Origin of the sequence: Luteibacter sp. CQ10, assembly GCF_040900725.1 — a bacterium.
In the GTDB taxonomy this organism is placed as follows: Bacteria; Pseudomonadota; Gammaproteobacteria; order Xanthomonadales; family Rhodanobacteraceae; genus Luteibacter.
On the sequence record NZ_JAEUYM010000001.1, the window covers coordinates 981,323 to 999,307 of the forward strand.

The 17,985-nt window shown below is 66.2% G+C and carries 15 protein-coding genes and 1 riboswitch; of the genes, 10 read left to right on the forward strand and 5 right to left on the reverse strand.

Annotation, left to right across the window (positions count from 1 at the left end):
* Positions 1 to 83: 83 nt before the first annotated feature.
* On the forward strand, positions 84 to 713 hold the full coding sequence (locus JNG39_RS04490) for a response regulator transcription factor (RefSeq protein ID WP_247374472.1): 630 nt from the start codon (positions 84 to 86) through the stop codon (positions 711 to 713).
* 88 nt (positions 714 to 801) lie between these two features.
* Here JNG39_RS04490 and recN read toward each other — a convergent pair whose 3' ends face one another.
* A complete protein-coding gene (gene recN, locus JNG39_RS04495) occupies positions 802 to 2,472 on the reverse strand; it encodes a DNA repair protein RecN (RefSeq protein ID WP_368309946.1) in 1,671 nt (556 codons plus the stop codon).
* Between the two features lie 134 nt (positions 2,473 to 2,606).
* Between recN and hrcA the strand changes: the two genes are divergently transcribed.
* From hrcA to JNG39_RS04525, 6 genes are all read left to right on the forward strand, one after another.
* Positions 2,607 to 3,665, forward strand: a complete 1,059-nt coding sequence (hrcA, locus tag JNG39_RS04500; RefSeq protein WP_368309947.1) for a heat-inducible transcriptional repressor HrcA — start codon at positions 2,607 to 2,609, stop codon at positions 3,663 to 3,665.
* 84 nt (positions 3,666 to 3,749) lie between these two features.
* Positions 3,750 to 4,280: a nucleotide exchange factor GrpE gene (gene grpE / locus JNG39_RS04505; protein ID WP_144913728.1), complete on the forward strand. Its 531-nt coding sequence runs from the start codon at positions 3,750 to 3,752 to the stop codon at positions 4,278 to 4,280.
* A gap of 133 nt (positions 4,281 to 4,413) precedes the next feature.
* The gene (gene dnaK, locus JNG39_RS04510) at positions 4,414 to 6,339 is read left to right on the forward strand and encodes a molecular chaperone DnaK (RefSeq protein ID WP_368309948.1); all 1,926 of its coding nucleotides are present in this window, start codon (positions 4,414 to 4,416) and stop codon (positions 6,337 to 6,339) included.
* Between the two features lie 124 nt (positions 6,340 to 6,463).
* Entirely contained in the window at positions 6,464 to 7,594 is a 1,131-nt protein-coding gene (gene dnaJ / locus JNG39_RS04515) for a molecular chaperone DnaJ (protein WP_368309949.1), read from the forward strand.
* Between the two features lie 130 nt (positions 7,595 to 7,724).
* Complete coding sequence (gene dapB, locus JNG39_RS04520) at positions 7,725 to 8,519, forward strand: 4-hydroxy-tetrahydrodipicolinate reductase (RefSeq protein WP_368309950.1); 795 nt, start codon at positions 7,725 to 7,727, stop codon at positions 8,517 to 8,519.
* Positions 8,520 to 8,612: 93 nt separating this feature from the next.
* A riboswitch (yybP-ykoY riboswitch) is annotated at positions 8,613 to 8,811 on the forward strand.
* A gap of 17 nt (positions 8,812 to 8,828) precedes the next feature.
* Positions 8,829 to 9,836, forward strand: coding sequence for a sodium:calcium antiporter (locus JNG39_RS04525; RefSeq protein WP_368309951.1), 1,008 nt, complete (start codon positions 8,829 to 8,831; stop codon positions 9,834 to 9,836).
* 116 nt (positions 9,837 to 9,952) lie between these two features.
* On the opposite strand, the gene JNG39_RS04530 is transcribed toward JNG39_RS04525, so the two are convergent.
* Positions 9,953 to 10,636 (reverse strand): 2OG-Fe(II) oxygenase, encoded by a 684-nt coding sequence (locus JNG39_RS04530; protein ID WP_247374492.1) that lies wholly within the window; start codon positions 10,634 to 10,636, stop codon positions 9,953 to 9,955.
* A gap of 218 nt (positions 10,637 to 10,854) precedes the next feature.
* On the opposite strand from JNG39_RS04530, the gene carA reads away from it, so the two are divergent.
* Genes carA through greA form a run of 3 tightly spaced genes read left to right on the forward strand, consistent with a single transcriptional unit; the run spans position 10,855 to position 15,750 of the window.
* Complete coding sequence (gene carA, locus JNG39_RS04535; RefSeq protein ID WP_368309952.1) at positions 10,855 to 11,997, forward strand: glutamine-hydrolyzing carbamoyl-phosphate synthase small subunit; 1,143 nt, start codon at positions 10,855 to 10,857, stop codon at positions 11,995 to 11,997.
* A gap of 46 nt (positions 11,998 to 12,043) precedes the next feature.
* Positions 12,044 to 15,271, forward strand: a complete 3,228-nt coding sequence (gene carB, locus JNG39_RS04540; protein ID WP_368309953.1) for a carbamoyl-phosphate synthase large subunit — start codon at positions 12,044 to 12,046, stop codon at positions 15,269 to 15,271.
* Entirely contained in the window at positions 15,268 to 15,750 is a 483-nt protein-coding gene (gene greA / locus JNG39_RS04545) for a transcription elongation factor GreA (protein WP_368309954.1), read from the forward strand. The genes carB and greA overlap by 4 nt, the downstream gene beginning before the upstream one ends.
* 189 nt (positions 15,751 to 15,939) lie before the next feature.
* Here greA and JNG39_RS04550 read toward each other — a convergent pair whose 3' ends face one another.
* From JNG39_RS04550 to JNG39_RS04560, 3 genes are all read right to left on the reverse strand, one after another.
* On the reverse strand, positions 15,940 to 16,851 hold the full coding sequence (locus JNG39_RS04550) for an RNA polymerase sigma-70 factor (protein WP_368309955.1): 912 nt from the start codon (positions 16,849 to 16,851) through the stop codon (positions 15,940 to 15,942).
* Positions 16,852 to 16,914: 63 nt separating this feature from the next.
* Positions 16,915 to 17,325 carry a cupin domain-containing protein gene (locus JNG39_RS04555; protein WP_368309956.1) on the reverse strand — a complete coding sequence of 137 codons (411 nt, stop codon included), beginning with the start codon at positions 17,323 to 17,325 and terminating at the stop codon, positions 16,915 to 16,917.
* Positions 17,326 to 17,350: 25 nt separating this feature from the next.
* On the reverse strand, positions 17,351 to 17,830 hold the full coding sequence (locus JNG39_RS04560; RefSeq protein WP_368309957.1) for a carboxymuconolactone decarboxylase family protein: 480 nt from the start codon (positions 17,828 to 17,830) through the stop codon (positions 17,351 to 17,353).
* Between the last annotated feature and the right edge of the window lie 155 nt (positions 17,831 to 17,985).

The following is a 17,985-nucleotide window of genomic DNA, read 5'->3' on the forward strand; positions in this document are numbered from 1 at the left end:
GGATGTTACACGCGAGGCACCCCTTTCCGGCCCCTGGCTTTTGTCCATGCGCACGCGTGCGGTTTGCCTGTTACATTCTCGTCATGCCTAGAATCGTCTTAGTAGATGACCACGCCATCGTGCGCGAAGGGTTCAAGCGACTCATCGAGTTGGAGCCCGATCTCGACGTGGTGGCCGAAGCGCGCAACGCCGACGAGGCCGTCGACGCGGTGACCCAGCAACGGCCCGACCTGGTGGCCGTGGATCTCTCGTTGCCGGACGGCAGTGGCCTGCCGCTGATCGAGCACCTGGCGAGCATCGCGCCCGACATGCGCATCGTGGTGCTGAGCATGCACGACGGCGAGCCTTACGTGTCGGAGGCCCTGCGCAGGGGCGCGCGGGGGTACGTCACCAAGGGCGTGGCGCCCGAGGAGCTGGTGGCTGCCGTGCGCGCGGTGCTTTCGGGTGAGCAATATCTGAGTTCGGACCTGCGTGAACGCCGCTCGTCGCGGCCGTCCACCGAACTCGACCCGATCAGCCGCCTGACGGCGCGGGAGCGGGAGGTGTTCCTTCTGCTGGCCGCAGGGCGTGCGCCCAAACAGGTGGCGGCCGAGCTGGGCATCGGGCAGAAGACGATCTACATCCACCGCGCGGCGGTGATGAACAAGCTCAACGCGGGGTCGGAACTCGATCTCTATCGGATGGCGCAGGAGCGCGGCCTGATTCGCGCCTGAGGTGACTGGATTCGCCGATACGATCGGCTCCCACCCCTCCGGTAGCAGCGTTACAACCGAAGGGATGGGAGCCGATCGTATCGGCGATTCAACCTTGTGCCCGGTCCAGCATCTTCTTCGCGTGCGCGCGGGTTTCCTTGGTGATCTCCACCCCGCCCAGCATGCGCGACAGCTCGTCGCGGCGGCCATGGGCATCCAGCGCCTGGATACGCGTGCGGGTCGCCTCGCCATCGCTTTCCTTGGACACGCGAAGATGGGCGTGGCCCTGGGCCGCCACCTGGGGGAGGTGGGTGACGCACATCACCTGCACCTTGTCGCCTAGAGCGCGCAACTTCTGGCCCACCACTTCGGCCACGGCGCCGCCGATGCCGGTGTCGACCTCGTCGAAGATCATGCAGCCGATGTTGTCGTTGCCCAGCGTCGCCACTTCGATGGCGAGGCTGATGCGCGCCAGTTCGCCACCGGAGGCCACCTTGCGCAGGGGGCGGGGCGGTTGGCCGGGATTGGCGCTCACCAGCAATTCGCAACGCTCGCGGCCCTGCGGATCGGGTTCGTCGCCGTCGGCCGGTTCGAGCGATACCTCCAGGCGTCCCCCGGCCATGCCGAGTTCGCCCATGAGGCCGGCCACGGTGGCACCGAGGCGCTGGGCGGCTTCGATGCGGGCTGTCGAAAGCTCGGCGGCGGCGGCGTCGTAGTCGACTCGCAGGCGGTCGCGCTCGCGCCCCAGGCGCTCCAGTGCGTCGCCTGCGCCTTCGAGTTCGGTCAGGCGCTCGCGAACCTCGTCGGCCTTGGCCGAAAGCTCCTCGATGGGCAGGCGGTAGCGTCGGGAAAGGTCGTGCAGATGAGTGAGATGGGTGTCCACCTCGGCCAGGCGCTCGGGGTCGAGCTCGACATCCTGCGCGTAGCGGCCCAGGCCGTCCACGGCCTCGCCCACCTGGATCTGCGCGCTGTCGAGCAGCTCGAGGGTGGGCGCCAGCGTGGCGTCCAGTTCGGCCAGCCGCGACAACTCGGCATGCGCGCGAAGCAGGGCGCGGCCGATGGCGAATTCGCTTTCGCCGTCGAGGAGTTCCACCACGCCGTTGGCGCCTTCGGCGAGGCGGCCGGCGTTGGCGAGGCGGCGATGCTGGGTTTCCAGTTCTTCCAGCGCCGCGGGCGCGAGCGCCCAACGATCGAGTTCGTCCAGCTCGTGGCGTAGGAGGTCGATCTGGTGGTCGCGGTCGTCGCCGCCGGACAGCGTACGGATGCGATTGACCGCCTCGCGCCAGGCGCGGGCGAGGTCGCGCACGCGGGCGACGCGGTCCTCGTTGCCGGCATAGGCGTCGAGCAGGGTCATCTGGTGCTGGCGCGAGAGCAGGGCCTGGTGCTCGTGCTGGCCGTGGATCTCGACGATGAGCGCCGCCAGCGCCGACATCTGCGCCACGCTGGCCGGCCGGCCGTTGATCCATCCGCGCGTGCCGCCCTCGGCGCGGATCACCCGGCGCAGCTGGCAGGTGTCGCCGTCGTCGAGCTCTTCCTGGCGCAACCAGCCGGCCGCCTCGGGCAGGCCGGTGAGGTCGAATTCGGCGGCCAGCTCGGCGCGGTCGCTGCCGGCGCGCACCATGCCGCTGTCGGCGCGCGCACCGGCCAGCAGCATCAGCGCATCGACCAGGAGGGACTTGCCCGCGCCGGTTTCGCCACTGACCACGGTCAGCCCTGGACCGAAGGCGATCTCGGCTTCTTCGACGACGGCGAACTGACGGACGTAGAGCGAGGTGAGCATGGGCACCGGGCGGGGGATGGAATCGCGCCGATTGTAGCCGGAGGCGCGTCGCAGAAGCCGAGACTTGCAAGCTGACGGTCGAGACCTTATTGATAGCGCGACGTTCAGACCCCTTCCGGCCCCTTCCAACGCGCATGAATCCGTTTTCCGGTCACGACATCGATGCTCGCGCGCGACGGCTGCTGCGGACCCTGATTTCCCAATACCTCTCCGACGGCGAGCCGGTCGGCTCGCGCACGCTGGCGAAGTCGTCGGGCCTGGAAGTGAGCCCGGCCACCATCCGCAATATCATGGCCGACCTCGAAGAGGCCGGCCTGGTGGCGTCGCCGCATACCTCGGCCGGCCGGATCCCCACGCCGCGGGGCCTGCGCCTCTTCGTCGACAGCCTGCTCGAGCTCAAGCCCCTGCCGCGCGACGACATGGCCCGGTTGCAGGGCGGCCTGCCGCCCCACCAGACCACCACCCGCGACCTGCTGGGCAACGTGTCGAACCTGCTCTCGGCCATGACCCGCTTCGCCGGCGTGGTCACCGTCCCGCGCCAGGGCGATTTTCCCCTGCGTCACATCGATTTCGTGAGCCTGCCCGATGCCCGTGTGCTCGTGGTGCTGGTGTTTTCCGACAACCAGGTGCAGAACCGGGTGGTCCAACTGGCCCGGCCCGTCGAGGCGGGCGAGCTGGAGCGCACCGCCAACTACCTCAATGCCCATTTCACGGGGTTTCGCCTGGCCGACATCCGCGCCCACCTGGCGGCGGAGTTGCGCGCGGCGGGCGGTGAGCTGAACCGCCAGCTCTCCGGCGTGGTGGAGTTGGCCACGGCCTCGTTCGGTGCCGACGACGCCGACGACGTGCTGGTGAGCGGGCAGACCAATCTCATGGGGTATTCGGAGCTGGCCGACATCGACCGTCTCCGCGACCTCTTCGACGCCTTCCAGCAGAAGCGAGAGCTGCTGCAACTGATGGAAATGTGCGTCAAGGCGCCCGGCGTGCGCCTGTTCATCGGCGAGGAATCGGGCTTTTCGGCCCTCGACGGTTGCAGCATCGTGACCGCCACCTACGGCACCAACGGCCGCATGCTGGGCGCCATCGGCGTCATCGGACCCACCCGGATGGCCTACGAGCGCGTGATCCCGGTGGTACAGGCCACCGCCGGACTGCTCAGCGACGCCTTGAATCGCGCCGCGGCGACCTCATAAACCGCCCCGGGAGGCGGGTTTACTATTTCCCGCGAATGTTCGGCCCTCCTCGGGAGGGCCGGTGAGCTGACATTTGGAGTAGACATGCAAAACAACGATCCCCACGCGCCGGGCCAGGCCGCTGAGAGCCCGGACGACGGCGTGAATGCCGACCTCGAGGCCTTGACCGCCCGCCTGGGCGCCCTCGAGACCGAGTTGTCCCAGGCGCGCGAGACCGTGCTGCGCGAACGGGCGGAGATCGAAAACCAGCGCCGCCGCCTTCAGCGCGACCTCGACCAGGCCCGCCGTTTCGCCAACGAAAAGCTCCTGGGCGAGTTGCTGCCGGTCTACGACGGCATCGCACTGGGCCTGGCCAACGAGAACGCCGACGCGAAGACGTTGCGCGAGGGCCTGGAGCTCACGCTCAAGCAGTTGGAGAAGGTCACCCAGGCCAACGGCCTCACCGTGGTCGATCCGCTGCACCAGCCGTTCAACCCCGATCACCACCAGGCGATCAGCGCGGTCGAGTCGAACGAGCATGCACCCAACACCGTCGTGGCCGTGGTCCAGAAGGGCTTCGTGCTGAACGACCGTCTGCTGCGTCCGGCGCTCGTCGCCGTGGTGCGCGACAACTGATCGAACGAGGCGCCCGAAGCCGCCCCAGGCGCTTCGAAGCGATCTCACAAGGCATTGAATCGATGGGGCGAAGCCCCACTTTCATCACAGCAGCGGCCGCGGGGGCCGCATTGATATTCGGAGCAACTTGAGCATGGCCAAGATCATCGGCATCGACCTCGGTACCACCAACAGCTGCGTGGCAGTGATGGAAGGTACGACCGCTCGCGTCATCGAGAACGCCGAGGGCGATCGCACCACGCCGTCCATCGTCGCGTTCACCAAGGACAACGAAGTCCTCGTCGGTGCGCCGGCCAAGCGCCAGGCCGTCACCAACGCCAAGAACACCTTCTACGCGGTGAAGCGCCTCATCGGCCGCAAGTTCACCGACGCCGAGGTGCAGAAGGACATCAAGCTCGTTCCCTACGGCATCGTCGCGCATGACAACGGCGACGCCTGGGTGCAGACGGCCGACGGCAAGAAGATGGCGCCGCAGGAGATCTCCTCCAAGGTGCTGATGAAGATGAAGAAGACCGCCGAAGACTTCCTCGGCGAGTCGGTGACCGAAGCGGTCATCACCGTGCCGGCCTACTTCAACGACAGCCAGCGCCAGGCCACCAAGGACGCCGGCAAGATCGCCGGCCTCGACGTCAAGCGCATCATCAACGAGCCCACCGCGGCCGCGCTGGCCTATGGCCTCGACAAGAGCTCCACGGCGGACCGCAAGATCGCCGTGTACGACCTCGGCGGCGGCACGTTCGACGTGTCCATCATCGAGATCGCCAACGTCGACGGCGAGAAGCAGTTCGAAGTGCTCGCCACCAACGGCAACACCTTCCTGGGTGGCGAAGACTTCGACAACCGCGTCATCGATTACCTCGTGGACGAGTTCAAGAAGGAGCAGGGCATCGACCTGCGCCAGGATCAGCTCGCCCTGCAGCGCCTGAAGGACGCCGCCGAGCGCGCGAAGATCGAGCTCTCCTCGTCGCACCAGACCGACGTCAACTTGCCATACGTCACCGCCGACGCCTCGGGCCCGAAGCACCTGAACATCAAGCTGACCCGCGCCAAGCTCGAGTCGCTGGTGGAAGACCTGGTCAAGGGCACCATCGAGCCGTGCCGTACCGCGCTCAACGACGCCGGCCTGCGCGTGTCCGACATCCACGAGGTCATCCTCGTCGGTGGTCAGACCCGCATGCCCAAAGTGCAGGAAGCGGTGAAGGACTTCTTCGGCAAGGAAGCGCGCAAGGACGTCAACCCGGATGAAGCCGTGGCCGTCGGTGCCGCCATCCAGGGCGGCGTGCTGGGCGGTTCGGTGAAGGACGTCCTCCTGCTCGACGTCACCCCGCTGTCGCTCGGCATCGAGACGATGGGCGGCGTGATGACCAAGCTCATCGAGAAGAACACCACGGTGCCGACCAAGGCGTCGCAGGTGTTCTCCACCGCCGACGACAACCAGACGGCCGTCACCGTGCACGTGCTGCAGGGCGAGCGCGAGCGCGCCAACGCCAACAAGTCGCTGGGCAAGTTCGACCTGCAGGGTATCCGCCCGGCGCCGCGCGGCACGCCGCAGATCGAGGTCACCTTCGATATCGACGCCAACGGCATCCTCCACGTCTCGGCGAAGGACAAGGACACCGGCAAGGAACAGAAGATCGAGATCAAGGCCGGTTCGGGCCTGTCCGATGAAGAAATCCAGCGCATGGTGGCCGATGCCGAAGCCAATCGCGAGGAAGACAAGAAGTTCCACGAGCTCGTGCAGGTGCGCAACAAGGCCGACCAGCTCGTCCACGGCACCCGCAGCCAGCTGAAGGAGCACGGCGGCAAGATCCCGGCCGAGCAGCTGGCCAACATCGACGCCGCGGTGTCGGAGCTGGAAAAGGTCAAGGACGGCGACGACAAGATGGCCATCGAGTCGAAGATCGCCAACCTCGAGCAGGTCGCCCAGGCGCTCTACGCGGCCGCGCAGAACGGTGGCGCTTCGGATACCGCGCAGCAGTCGGCGCCGGGCGGCGGCTCGGCGCAGCCGGACGACGTGGTCGATGCGGAGTTCACCGAAGTCAAGGACGACAAGAAGTAATCGTCCTAGCGAGTGCGGATAGCGTGGATGGATGTCCACGCTATCTGCAGCACGGTCAACCGGAGCGGACGCGCCGAGGCGAAAGCCGTCGGCGCGTTCTTCCGTCCAGGGAAGCAAGCGTGACATGAGCAGCAAACGCGACTACTACGAAATTCTCGGCGTCGAACGCACCGTGACCGAGGGCGACCTCAAGAAGACCTTTCGCCGCGTCGCGATGAAGTACCACCCCGACCGCAATCCGGACGACCCCGAGGCGATCGACAAATTCAAGGAGGCCAAGGAGGCCTACGACGTACTCTCCGACGCCCAGAAGCGCGCGGCATACGACCAGTACGGTCACGCGGCTTTCGAGGGCGGCGGGTTCGGCCGTGGTGGCGGCGCCGGTTTCGGCGACGTGGGCGACATCTTCGGCGATATTTTCGGCGACATCTTCGGCGGCGGTGGCGGGCGTCAGCGCGCGCGCCGCGGTGCCGACCTGCGCTACATGATGGACCTCGACCTCGAAGAGGCCGTCTTCGGCGTCGAGAAGAAGATCGACATCCCCACCCAGGTCAACTGCCATCACTGCAACGGTTCTGGCTCGGAAGACGGCAAGGTCTCCACCTGTTCCACCTGCGCCGGCCACGGCCGCGTGCGCATGCAGAACGGCATCTTCTCCATCCAGCAGGCCTGCCCGACCTGCCATGGCTCGGGCCAGAAGATCGACAAGCCCTGCAAGAAATGCCACGGCGAAGGCCGCATCGAAGAGGAGCGTACGCTTTCGGTGCGCATCCCGGCCGGCGTGGACAACGGCGATCGCATCCGCCTCACCGGGCAGGGCGAAGCCGGCCCGGCCGGCTCGCCGGCGGGCGATCTCTACGTGGAAGTGCGCGTGCGCGAACACGCGATCTTCCAGCGCGACGGCAGCGACCTCTATTGCGAAATGCCCATCCGATTCGCGCAAGCCGCGCTCGGAACCGACCTGATGGTGCCGACGCTCGAAGGCGAAATCGCCGTGAGCGTGCCGCCGGAAACGCAGACCGGCCATCAATTTCGCCTGCGAGGACGCGGCGTGAAGTCGGTGCGTGGCGGTCGCACGGGCGATCTCATCTGCACGGTGGTGGTCGAGACGCCGGTGCGGTTGACCAAGGAGCAGCGCGATTTGCTGCAGCAGCTGGAAGCGACCTTCGTCGGCGACGAGGCATCGAAGCACACGCCGCGTTCGAACAGCTTCATGGATGGCGTCAAGGACTTCTGGTCGCGCGTGACCTCCTGACGAAAGCATCGCCGATGAATCGGCTCCTACCGAGCAGGGCGAGGCTGGCTTGGTAGGAGCCGATTCATCGGCGATCCCGCGGTAGCGGGCACTGCTACGATAGCCATCCGTTTTCAAATGGAAGGCTCCCATGACCCGCCCCATCCGCCTCGCCATCAGCGGCGCCTCCGGCCGCATGGGCCGTGCCTTGCTCGACCTCGTGCGCGACGACGGACGCTTCGAACTCGTGGGCGCTGTCGTTTCTTCGCACTCCGCTCATCTGGGCAAGTCCGCCTACGGCGACGTCTCGCCCGTGCGCTTCAGTGAATGGAATGATGTCGAAGGCATCGACGTGCTGGTCGACTTCAGTGGTCCCGAAGGCCTCGCCCTGGCGCTCGATCGGTGCGAAGCGAGCGGCGCGGCGCTGGTCACCGGTACCACGGGGCTGTCCGCGGAACTGGAACAGCGGCTTTCGCGCGCCGCCGAGCGCATCGCCGTGCTGCGCGCCGCCAACTTCAGCCTCGGCGTGGCCGTGCTCACGCGACTGCTCCGTGAAGCCGCCGCGGCGCTGCCGGGCTGGGATCTCGACATCGTCGAAGCCCATCACAACCGGAAAGAAGATGCGCCCTCCGGTACGGCGCTGGCGCTCGGCCACGCGGCGGCCGCCGGTCGTAGCACGACCCTCGATGAACTTGCGGTCTACGCCCGCGAAGGGCGGCCGGGAGCACGCAAGGCGGGCACCATCGGCTTCGCCGTGGTGCGTGGGGGCGACATCGTCGGCGAACACCAGGCGTTGCTGATGGGGCAGGGCGAGCGAATCGAGCTGGGGCACCGGGCCACCGATCGGTCGATCTTCGCCCGCGGCGCCATCGAGGCCGCCGCATGGATCGCCGGTCGCGCCCCCGGATCGTGGACCATCGAAGACGTCATCGCCGCGAAGGTGTGAAAGCTGTTCGCCGATGCGATCGGAGCCGATCGCATCGGCGAACAGGATGGCGAAGCAATCCCGCCCGATCCTCGAAACCATGTTAGGATTCGCGCCGATGTCATTGGGGAGTAGCCATCCTCGTTCCCCCTGAGGAGTTCGCGTCAACAGACTTGGCGGCCTTGTGCCCCATGGCGCGAACGGCAGCGACGCATGGAGAGTGCGTTGCCGGCCCGGCGAGACCTTTGGCCATCGACATGCTCACCCGGCCGGGCGAGCGGTGTCGTTGCGCCATCGGTTTATCGCGCTCGCCCGGCCTATTGCGAAACCATGCTGCTGACATGCTTTCTTTTCCTGGTATCCGCCGGGGCCATCTATTTCGCCTGCGAGTATTTCGTTAACGGGGTGGAGTGGTTCGGGCGCAAGCTCAACCTCGGGGCCACCGCCACGGGTACGGTGCTGGCCGCGTTCGGCACCGCCTTGCCCGAAAGCGCGGTGACCTTCGTGGCCGTGATGTTCGGCAAGACGGCCGAGGCGCGGGACATCGGCGTCGGCGCCGCCCTGGGTGGGCCGCTGGTGCTGGCGACCATCGCCTATGCCGTGGTCGGATTCGCTTTATATGCAGGTCGCAAGCGCTTGAAACGTCCCGATTTGCGCGTTCGCGTGGACAACCAGCGCCTCGCCCGCGACCAGTCGTGGTTTCTCGCCATCTTCGTGGTGAAAGTGGGCCTGGGGCTCGTGGCCTTTGCCTTGAAGCCCTGGCTGGGCGTGCTTTTCCTCCTGGCTTACGCGCTCTACGTCTGGCGCGAGATGCGCGACGACACCAGCGCGCCGGAAGACGAGGAACTGGAGCCGCTGAGCTTTCGCCCGCGTGACGAGAATCCCCCGATGGGCTGGGTGATGCTGCAGACCGGCCTGGCCCTGCTGGTGATCGCCGTGGCCTCGCGCACCTTCGTCTGGCAGCTGGAAGCCTTCGGGGATTTCTTCCACCTCTCGCCCCATATCGTGGCGCTGGTGCTGAGCCCGGTGGCGACGGAATTGCCGGAAACGGTCAATGCGCTGATCTGGGTACGCCAGGGCAAGGAGCGATTGGCCCTGGCGAACATTTCCGGCGCCATGATGATCCAGGCCACCATTCCCAGTTCGATGGCGCTGTTCGCCACGCCGTGGTTGTTCGATACGCCGCTGATCGTGGCGGGCGTCGTCACCATGGTGGCCGTGATCGCGCTGTGGGCGATGTTCCGGCGCGGGGCGGTGGAGGCGCGCTGGCTGATGCCGATCGGGTTGCTGTACGGCGTGTTCGCCGTGTTCGTGGGGTGGTACTTCGGCTCGCGATAAGCCCTTCGCGCGCCGATTCGCCGATACGATCGGCTCCCACCCCTTCGGTAGCGACGTCGTTTCCTACCGAAGGGGTGGGAGCCGACCGTGTCGGCGAACCCTGCGGAGCGATGACTTCAATCGCGGTGCGAGGCGTTGCGATCCCGGTCCGCCCCCACCTTGCGATCCAGCTTGCCGAAGATCTTCTTGAACGCCCGGGAGAACTTGCCCCGCTTGGTCTTGCGGTTCTTCTCTTCCTCGGAGGTGAGCCACGCCACCTGGATCACCCGGCGCTCGCCCTCGTAGGGCAGGTGGCCGTGGAAGGAATTGTCGGCGCGCTTGAACACCGCGAACTCGCCATAGAGCGGCTTCAGCTCGGGGATCACCGTGTCGTCGATGTTGTCGATGGCGTTGAGGAAGCGCAGGCAGCCGTCGCTGGTGTCCGGCCACATCGGATTGAGGTAGATGAGCGCCGTGGCGATCTTCGACTTGCTGTCCGTGTGGATGGTGCCGTGGCGCCGATTGAGCAGGCGGCAGAGGGTAACCAGGGTGGGGTAGTTTTCCAGCCCGGGAATGCCCAGGTGGCGGCCGATGGCCGAGGAAAACGCCCGGGAGGTCATCTGTTCGACCAGTTCGTTCACCGATGGGCCGCAGTCGCCGGCGTCGTAGGGGAAGAACCCGGCGCTGGAATACTGGGGAAAGTCGCGGTCCAGGTCGGCCCGGGCTTCGTCGGGCAACTGGCCGTGGGCGATCATGAACGAGAACGGCTCGTGCCGGATGTCGGTGTCGGGACGATCCAGGCGGGCGGGGTCGAGCAGCATGGCGGACGGTTCTCGGCAGGTACCTCGGCCGACATTGTATCGTGTCAGGCCGGTATGACAGTGGCGATTTGTCCCCGTCCGTTCATGCTTTTTCCGGTGGACAGAAGGGGCCTTGAGGCCTATCATTCTTACCCGCCCAACGATTCCTCATCCCCAAGGCCCACGAGCCGCTTTTACGCTGGCTTGCGGGCTTTGCTGCACCTGAAGGCGGCCATCCCATGCGTACTCCTGCTCTGCTTGCTCTCGAAGACGGCAGCGTTTTTTACGGCCACGCGGTCGGTGCCCGGGGCGAAACGGTCGGCGAGGTGGTGTTCAACACCGCCATGACCGGCTATCAGGAAATCCTGACCGACCCCTCGTACAACCAGCAGATCGTCACCCTGACGTATCCGCACATCGGCAACACCGGCACCAACCAGATCGATGTCGAAGCACCGCGCGTGCATGCGGCCGGTCTGATCGTGCGCGACGTGCCGCGCCTGGCGAGCAACTGGCGCAGCCAGGAACCCCTGCCGCACTACCTCGAGCGCCATAACGTCGTCGCCATCGCCGGCATCGATACCCGCCGCCTCACCCGCATCCTGCGTGAGAAGGGCGCGCTCAACGGCTGCATCGTGGCCGGCGACGCCATCGACGCCGAGGCGGCCGTGGCCAAGGCGAAAGCCTTCCCGGGCCTCAACGGCATGGACCTGGCCAAGGTCGTGAGCACCTCCACCACCTACCAGTGGACCGAGGGCGTCTACGACCTCGACAAGCAGGCCTTCTTCAACCCGCCGAAGAAATTCCGCGTGGTGGCCTACGACTACGGCGTGAAGCAGAACATCCTGCGCCTGCTGGCCGGCCGCGGCGTCGACATCACCGTGGTGCCCGCGCAGACGCCGGCCGCCGACGTGCTGGCGATGAATCCCGACGGCATCTTCCTCGCCAACGGCCCGGGCGACCCGGCCGCGTGCGATTACGCCATCGAATCCACCAAGACCATCCTCGATACGAAGATCCCCGTCTTCGGTATCTGCCTGGGCCACCAGATCATGGCCCTGGCCATCGGCGCGAAGACGCTCAAGATGAAGTTCGGCCACCACGGTGCCAACCACCCGGTGAAAGACCACGACACCGGCCGCGTGCTGATCAGCTCGCAGAACCACGGCTTCGCCGTGGATCCGGCCACGCTGCCGGCCAACGTGCGCATCACCCACACCTCGCTGTTCGACGGCTCGCTGCAGGGCTTCGCCCTGACCGACCGCCCGGCGTTCTGCTTCCAGGGTCATCCCGAAGCGAGCCCGGGCCCGGAAGACGTCGGCTACCTGTTCGACACGTTCATTGCCGCGATGGAAGCGCACAAGGCGAAGCAGGCGTCCTGACGCCCGCACGCCACCTTCCATCCGACTTCGATTAGCGAGAGAAACCATGCCAAAGCGCACCGACCTCAAGACCATCCTCATCATCGGCGCCGGCCCGATCGTCATCGGCCAGGCCTGCGAGTTCGACTACTCCGGCGCCCAGGCCTGCAAGGCGCTGAAGGAAGAAGGTTACCGCGTCGTCCTGGTCAATTCGAACCCGGCGACGATCATGACCGATCCCGGCACGGCCGACGCCGTGTACATCGAGCCGATCAACTGGCAGACCGTCGAGCGCATCATCGCCAAGGAGCGTCCGGATGCCGTGCTGCCCACGATGGGTGGCCAGACCGGCCTCAACTGCGCGCTCGACCTCGCCGACAACGGCGTGCTCGAGAAGTACGGCGTCGAGCTGATCGGCGCCTCGCGCGAAGCCATCCGCATGGCCGAAGACCGCGACCTGTTCCGCAAGGCCATGGCCGACATCGGCCTGGAGTGCCCCAAGGCCGCGGTGGCCCGCTCGATGGAGCAGGCGCTGGAAATCCAGACCACCGTGGGCTTCCCGACGATCATCCGTCCCAGCTTCACCCTGGGCGGATCGGGCGGCGGCATCGCCTACAACAAGGAAGAATTCGTCGAGATCGTCGGCCGTGGCCTCGAACTCTCGCCCGTGCACGAAGTGCTGGTCGAGGAGTCGGTGCTGGGCTGGAAGGAATTCGAGATGGAAGTGGTCCGCGACAAGGCGGACAACTGCATCATCGTCTGCTCGATCGAAAACTTCGACCCGATGGGCGTGCACACCGGCGACTCGATCACCGTCGCCCCGGCGCAGACGCTCACCGACAAGGAATACCAGCGCCTGCGCAACGCCTCCATCGCGGTGCTGCGTAAGATCGGCGTCGACACCGGCGGTTCCAACGTGCAGTTCGGCATCAACGCCGAAGACGGCCGTGTCGTGGTCATCGAGATGAACCCGCGCGTGTCGCGTTCCTCGGCGTTGGCCTCCAAGGCCACCGGCTTCCCGATCGCCAAGGTCGCCGCCAAGCTCGCCGTGGGCTACACGCTCGACGAACTCAAGAACGACATCACCGGCGGCCTCACGCCGGCCTCGTTCGAGCCGTCGATCGACTACGTCGTCACCAAGATCCCACGCTTCGCTTTCGAGAAGTTCCCGGCGGCCGACGCGCGCCTCACCACGCAGATGAAGTCGGTGGGCGAGGTGATGGCCATGGGCCGCACGTTCCACGAGTCGATGCAGAAAGCCTTGCGCGGCCTGGAAATCGGCAAGACGGGCCTCAACCCCACCGGCCTCGACATCGGCAGCGAAGACGGCTTCCAGATGCTCAAGCGCGAGTTGCGCGAACCGCGTCCCGACCGCGTGTTCCACGTGGCCGACGCTTTCCGCGCGGGCCTTTCGCTGGAAGAAGTGCACGACCTCACCCGCATCGATCCGTGGTTCCTCGCCGCGTTCGAAGACATCGTGATGACCGAAGGCGAAGTGCAGCGCCAGGGCCTCACCGCGCTCGACGAGCCGCGCATGCGCGAGTTGAAGCGCATGGGCTTCTCCGACGCGCGCCTGGCCGAACTGGTGGGCACCGACGAAGCCGCCGTGCGCCACGTGCGTCGCACGCTGGGCGTGCGCCCGGTCTACAAGCGCGTCGACTCGTGCGCCGCCGAGTTCGCCACCACTACCGCGTACATGTATTCCACGTACGAGGAAGAGTGTGAGGCGAACCCGACGAACAAGGACAAGATCATCGTGCTGGGCGGCGGTCCGAACCGCATCGGCCAGGGCATCGAGTTCGACTACTGCTGCGTGCACGCGGCGCTCGCCCTGCGCGAGGATGGTTTCGAAACCATCATGGTCAACTGCAACCCGGAAACCGTGTCCACCGACTACGACACCTCCGACCGCCTGTATTTCGAGCCGCTCACGCTCGAAGACGTGCTGGAGATCGTCGACCTCGAGAAGCCCAAGGGCGTGATCGTGCAGTACGGCGGCCAGACGCCGCTCAAGCTCGCCCGCGCGCTCGAGGCCGCCGGCGTGCCGGTGATCGGCACCAGCGCCGACTCCATCGACCTGGCCGAAGACCGCGAGCGCTTCCAGAGGATGATCCAGAAACTGGGTCTCAAGCAGCCGCCGAACCGCACGGCGCGCAACGCCGACGAGGCGCTGGCCCTGGCCCGCGAGATCGGCTATCCGCTGGTGGTGCGCCCGAGCTACGTGCTGGGCGGCCGCGCCATGGAAATCGTCTACGCCGACGCCGACCTCTCGCGGTACATCCGCGAGGCCGTGCAGGTGTCCAACGAGTCGCCGGTGCTGCTCGACCGCTTCCTCGACCATGCGGTGGAAGTCGACGTCGACATCGTGGCCGATGCCGAGGGCAACGTGCTGGTGGGCGGCATCATGGAGCACATCGAGGAGGCCGGCGTGCACTCGGGCGATTCCTCGTGCTCGCTGCCGCCGTACTCGCTTTCTCAGGAAGTGCAGGACGAAATGCGCCGCCAGGTGAAGCTGATGGCGCAGGAACTGAAAGTGGTGGGCCTCATGAACACCCAGTTCGCCATCCAGGGCGACGAGGTGTTCATCCTCGAGGTGAACCCTCGCGCCTCGCGTACCGTGCCCTTCGTGTGCAAGGCCACCGGCATGTCGCTGGCGAAGATCGCCGCGCGCGCCATGGCCGGCCGCACGCTGGCCGAGCAGGGCGCCACGAAGGAAATCATCCCTTCGTACTACTCGGTGAAGGAAGCCATCTTCCCGTTCCTGAAGTTCCAGAACGTCGACCCGATCCTCGGCCCCGAGATGCGTTCCACCGGCGAGGTGATGGGCGTGGGCCGCACCTTCGGCGCCGCGTTCGCGCGCGGCCATGAAGCCGCCGGCATCAAGGCGCCGCCGAAGGGCAAGGTGTTCATGTCGGTGCGCGACGCCGACAAGGATCGCCTGCTGCCGATCGCGAAGGACGTGGCCGAGCGCGGCTACGTCATCGTGGCCACGTCGGGCACGGCGAAGTTCCTCCAGGACAACGGCGTCGCCTGCGAGCGCATCAACAAGGTGCTCGAGGGCCGTCCGCACATCGTCGACCTGATCAAGAACGGCGAGGTCGTCTACATCGTCAACACGACGGAAGGCAAGCAGGCCATTTCGGACTCCTTCTCGATCCGCCGCGAGGCCTTGCAACAGCGCGTCACGTATTCCACGACCGTCGCGGGCGCGCGTGCCCTGGTGCACTCGCTCGACTTCCACACCGATCCGGAAGTGAACAGCCTGCAGGACCTGCACAAGGAGCTTCACGCATGAGCAGCACACGTCCTCCCATGACCCAGAAAGGCGCCGACCGCCTGCGCGACGAGCTCGAGTACCTCAAGCGCGTCAAACGTCCGGAGATCGTTGCCGCCGTTGCCGAAGCCCGCGCGCATGGCGACCTGAAGGAAAATGCGGAATACCACGCGGCTCGCGAAATGCACGGTTTCAACGAGGGTCGTATTTCGGAACTCGAAGCCGCGTTGTCGAACGCCGAGGTGATCGACACCGAGCGACTCACCGTGGGCAAGCGCATCGTCTTCGGCGCCATCGTCGACCTGGTTGACCAGGACACCGATGCGACGGTGACCTATCAGATCGTCGGCGACCTGGAAGCGGACATCAAGCAGAACCTCATCGCCGTATCCTCGCCGATCGCGCGTGCGCTGATCGGCAAGAGCGAAGGCGACGAGTTCGACTTCACGGCGCCGAACGGAGTGAAGAGCTACGAGATCACCGGGGTTCGGTACAGCTGATCCGTCGGTTTGACGGTGTCATCGAAAACGCCCCTCGTCGAGGGGCGTTTTCGTTCGTGGGTGTCGCGACAACCGTGCTCGAGGCGCTAGGCTCCTGCCTGCGCAGGAGCGACGTGTGGTTGTTTGATACGCGGCGGCGAATCTCGTAGCTCGTCGTTCCTGCGCAGGCAGTAACCCAGCGCCTTGCGCTCAGGCAGGCGACACTTCCCCATCGGCCCTGAATCCACCCGTTCCGTGGACGAAACGCTCGAGCTTGTCCGGATTCCTCTGCACATGCACCGCGACGATCTTTTTCCCGTCGGTCTCGTACGACTGCACCGACTCCAGCACGTCGTCGAAATAGCGCAGCACGGCCCATTGCCCGTTGACCATCGCCAGCTCGGTGCGGACGTTGTCGCTTCGGCGAAGGTGCGGCGCGTAGAAGAGCTGCGCGATGCGCATGCCGCCCACCATCGGTTCGGGAAACGAATTGACCTTGCCGCCACCGTCGCTCATCAGCACCGCGTCGCTGGCGAGCATCTCGCGCATGGCGTGGATATCGCCGTCGGCCAGCGCGCTGGCGAAGCGACGCATCAGGGCAGGGTGCCGCTCGCGGGCCGTCGGTGTGGAGGGAGAGCGGCCGTCCTGCAGTTGCGCCTTGGCACGATGCACCAATTGGCGGCACGCGGCCTCGCTCTTGTCGAGCATGCCGGCGATGTCCGCGTAGTCGGTGTCGAATACTTCGCGTAGCAGGAATGCGGCGCGGGCCTCGGGCGCCAGCCGCTCGAGCAGCAGCAGGAAGGCCACGGACACGTCGCTGGCGAGTTCTTCGAGGTCTTCCGGCGTGGTGCTTTGGTCGGTGAGTACCGGTTCGGGCAGCCAGATGCCCACGTAATGCTCGCGCCGGGCGCGCGCGGACCGCAGGCGGTCGATGGCGCGGCGGGTGGTGGCGGCCACCAGCCAGGCCTCGGCGTTGTCGATCGAGGACGGGTCGGTGCCGTGCCAGCTGAGCCAGATGTCCTGGACCAGGTCTTCGGATTCGGCGACCGATCCCAGCATGCGATAGGCGATGCCATGCAAGCGGGGCCGGAGCGCGGTGAAGGTGGCGGTAGCGTCGTTCATGAGAAACCCGGACGAGGAACCCGCTCGCTTTTTGACACGAAGCGGGCGCCCCGTCGAGGTCTTTCAGTTCACCGGCATGAGAATCGGCTTCTTCGCATCCTTGAGCAGGAATACCAGAAACTTGGCCGGCTTCGTCTTGCTGGCGTTGTGGCCCACCGTGTGAACGTCGCTCGGCCCCTCGTAGAAGGTATCGCCGGGGTTGAGCGTCCGTTCGGGCTGTCCTTTCACGCCCATCACTATCGAGCCCTCCAGCACGTACACGATGGCGTGGGCATCGTGGCGGTGCACGGGGTCCACCGCACCGGGCGGGTAATCGACGGTGATCAGCGTGATGTCCTTGCCTGGGTAGTCGGCGAGGGCCTTGGTCATCAGCTCGCCGACCTTGGCGTCGGGTGCACCCTCGGCGGCGTGCGCGAGGTCGACGCCGCCCAGCGGCAGCAGGCAAAGGCAAAGCGACGCAACGAGCTTTTTCATGGCGTTCTCCAGCGGGAAGGGCCGATCAAGCCAGGTTGGCCTTGTCGAGGCCGTAGGCCTCGTCCTGGGAGCCCGGCACGACGTGGAAAGCCACGTTCACCCGGTTCCAGGCGTTGATGGTCATGATCGCGAAGGTGAGGTCGGACAGCTCCTTCTCCGAATACTCGCTACGCACACGCTCGTAGAGGTCGTCGCCCACGCCTTGCGCGGGAAGGCTCGTGAGCGCCTCGGTCCACGCCAGGGCCGCGCGCTCGCGGGACGTGAACAGGTTGGATTCCCGCCACGTCGCCACGTGATGAAGGCGCAACGGGCGCTCGCCGTGGAGGGTGGCTTCCTTCACGTGCATGTCCACGCAGAAGGCGCAGCCGTTGATCTGCGAGGCACGGAGGTCCACCAGGTCCAGGATGGACTGCTCGATGCCCGCCTTGCGGTTGGCGATGCTCAGTTCCACGAGCTTCTTCACCAGATCGGGGGATTGCCGCGTGTAGTCGAGACGCTGGGTCATGTCGGTTCCTCGGTGGGTGGAAAGGTCCCGATCAGGCTAGGCGTGCCACGGCGGGCGCGGTAGCCATGGCGACGTGACCACGGTGTTGCATCGGACACACCAATCCCGTGTCACAAACGGCAACGCCGCCTCGTCTTCGGTCTATGGGATGGAGG

What these genes read in the sequence shown, in the direction of transcription:
- JNG39_RS04550 (WP_368309955.1), bottom strand. Translation starts at nt 16,851, where the DNA reads ATGAACGACGCTACCGCCACCTTCACCGCGCTCCGGCCCCGCTTGCAT.
- hrcA (WP_368309947.1), top strand. Translation starts at nt 2,607, where the DNA reads ATGAATCCGTTTTCCGGTCACGACATCGATGCTCGCGCGCGACGGCTG.
- JNG39_RS04555 (WP_368309956.1), bottom strand. Translation starts at nt 17,325, where the DNA reads ATGAAAAAGCTCGTTGCGTCGCTTTGCCTTTGCCTGCTGCCGCTGGGC.
- grpE (WP_144913728.1), top strand. Translation starts at nt 3,750, where the DNA reads ATGCAAAACAACGATCCCCACGCGCCGGGCCAGGCCGCTGAGAGCCCG.
- JNG39_RS04490 (WP_247374472.1), top strand. Translation starts at nt 84, where the DNA reads ATGCCTAGAATCGTCTTAGTAGATGACCACGCCATCGTGCGCGAAGGG.
- dapB (WP_368309950.1), top strand. Translation starts at nt 7,725, where the DNA reads ATGACCCGCCCCATCCGCCTCGCCATCAGCGGCGCCTCCGGCCGCATG.
- JNG39_RS04525 (WP_368309951.1), top strand. Translation starts at nt 8,829, where the DNA reads ATGCTGCTGACATGCTTTCTTTTCCTGGTATCCGCCGGGGCCATCTAT.
- JNG39_RS04560 (WP_368309957.1), bottom strand. Translation starts at nt 17,830, where the DNA reads ATGACCCAGCGTCTCGACTACACGCGGCAATCCCCCGATCTGGTGAAG.
- dnaK (WP_368309948.1), top strand. Translation starts at nt 4,414, where the DNA reads ATGGCCAAGATCATCGGCATCGACCTCGGTACCACCAACAGCTGCGTG.
- JNG39_RS04530 (WP_247374492.1), bottom strand. Translation starts at nt 10,636, where the DNA reads ATGCTGCTCGACCCCGCCCGCCTGGATCGTCCCGACACCGACATCCGG.
- greA (WP_368309954.1), top strand. Translation starts at nt 15,268, where the DNA reads ATGAGCAGCACACGTCCTCCCATGACCCAGAAAGGCGCCGACCGCCTG.
- carB (WP_368309953.1), top strand. Translation starts at nt 12,044, where the DNA reads ATGCCAAAGCGCACCGACCTCAAGACCATCCTCATCATCGGCGCCGGC.
- recN (WP_368309946.1), bottom strand. Translation starts at nt 2,472, where the DNA reads ATGCTCACCTCGCTCTACGTCCGTCAGTTCGCCGTCGTCGAAGAAGCC.
- carA (WP_368309952.1), top strand. Translation starts at nt 10,855, where the DNA reads ATGCGTACTCCTGCTCTGCTTGCTCTCGAAGACGGCAGCGTTTTTTAC.
- dnaJ (WP_368309949.1), top strand. Translation starts at nt 6,464, where the DNA reads ATGAGCAGCAAACGCGACTACTACGAAATTCTCGGCGTCGAACGCACC.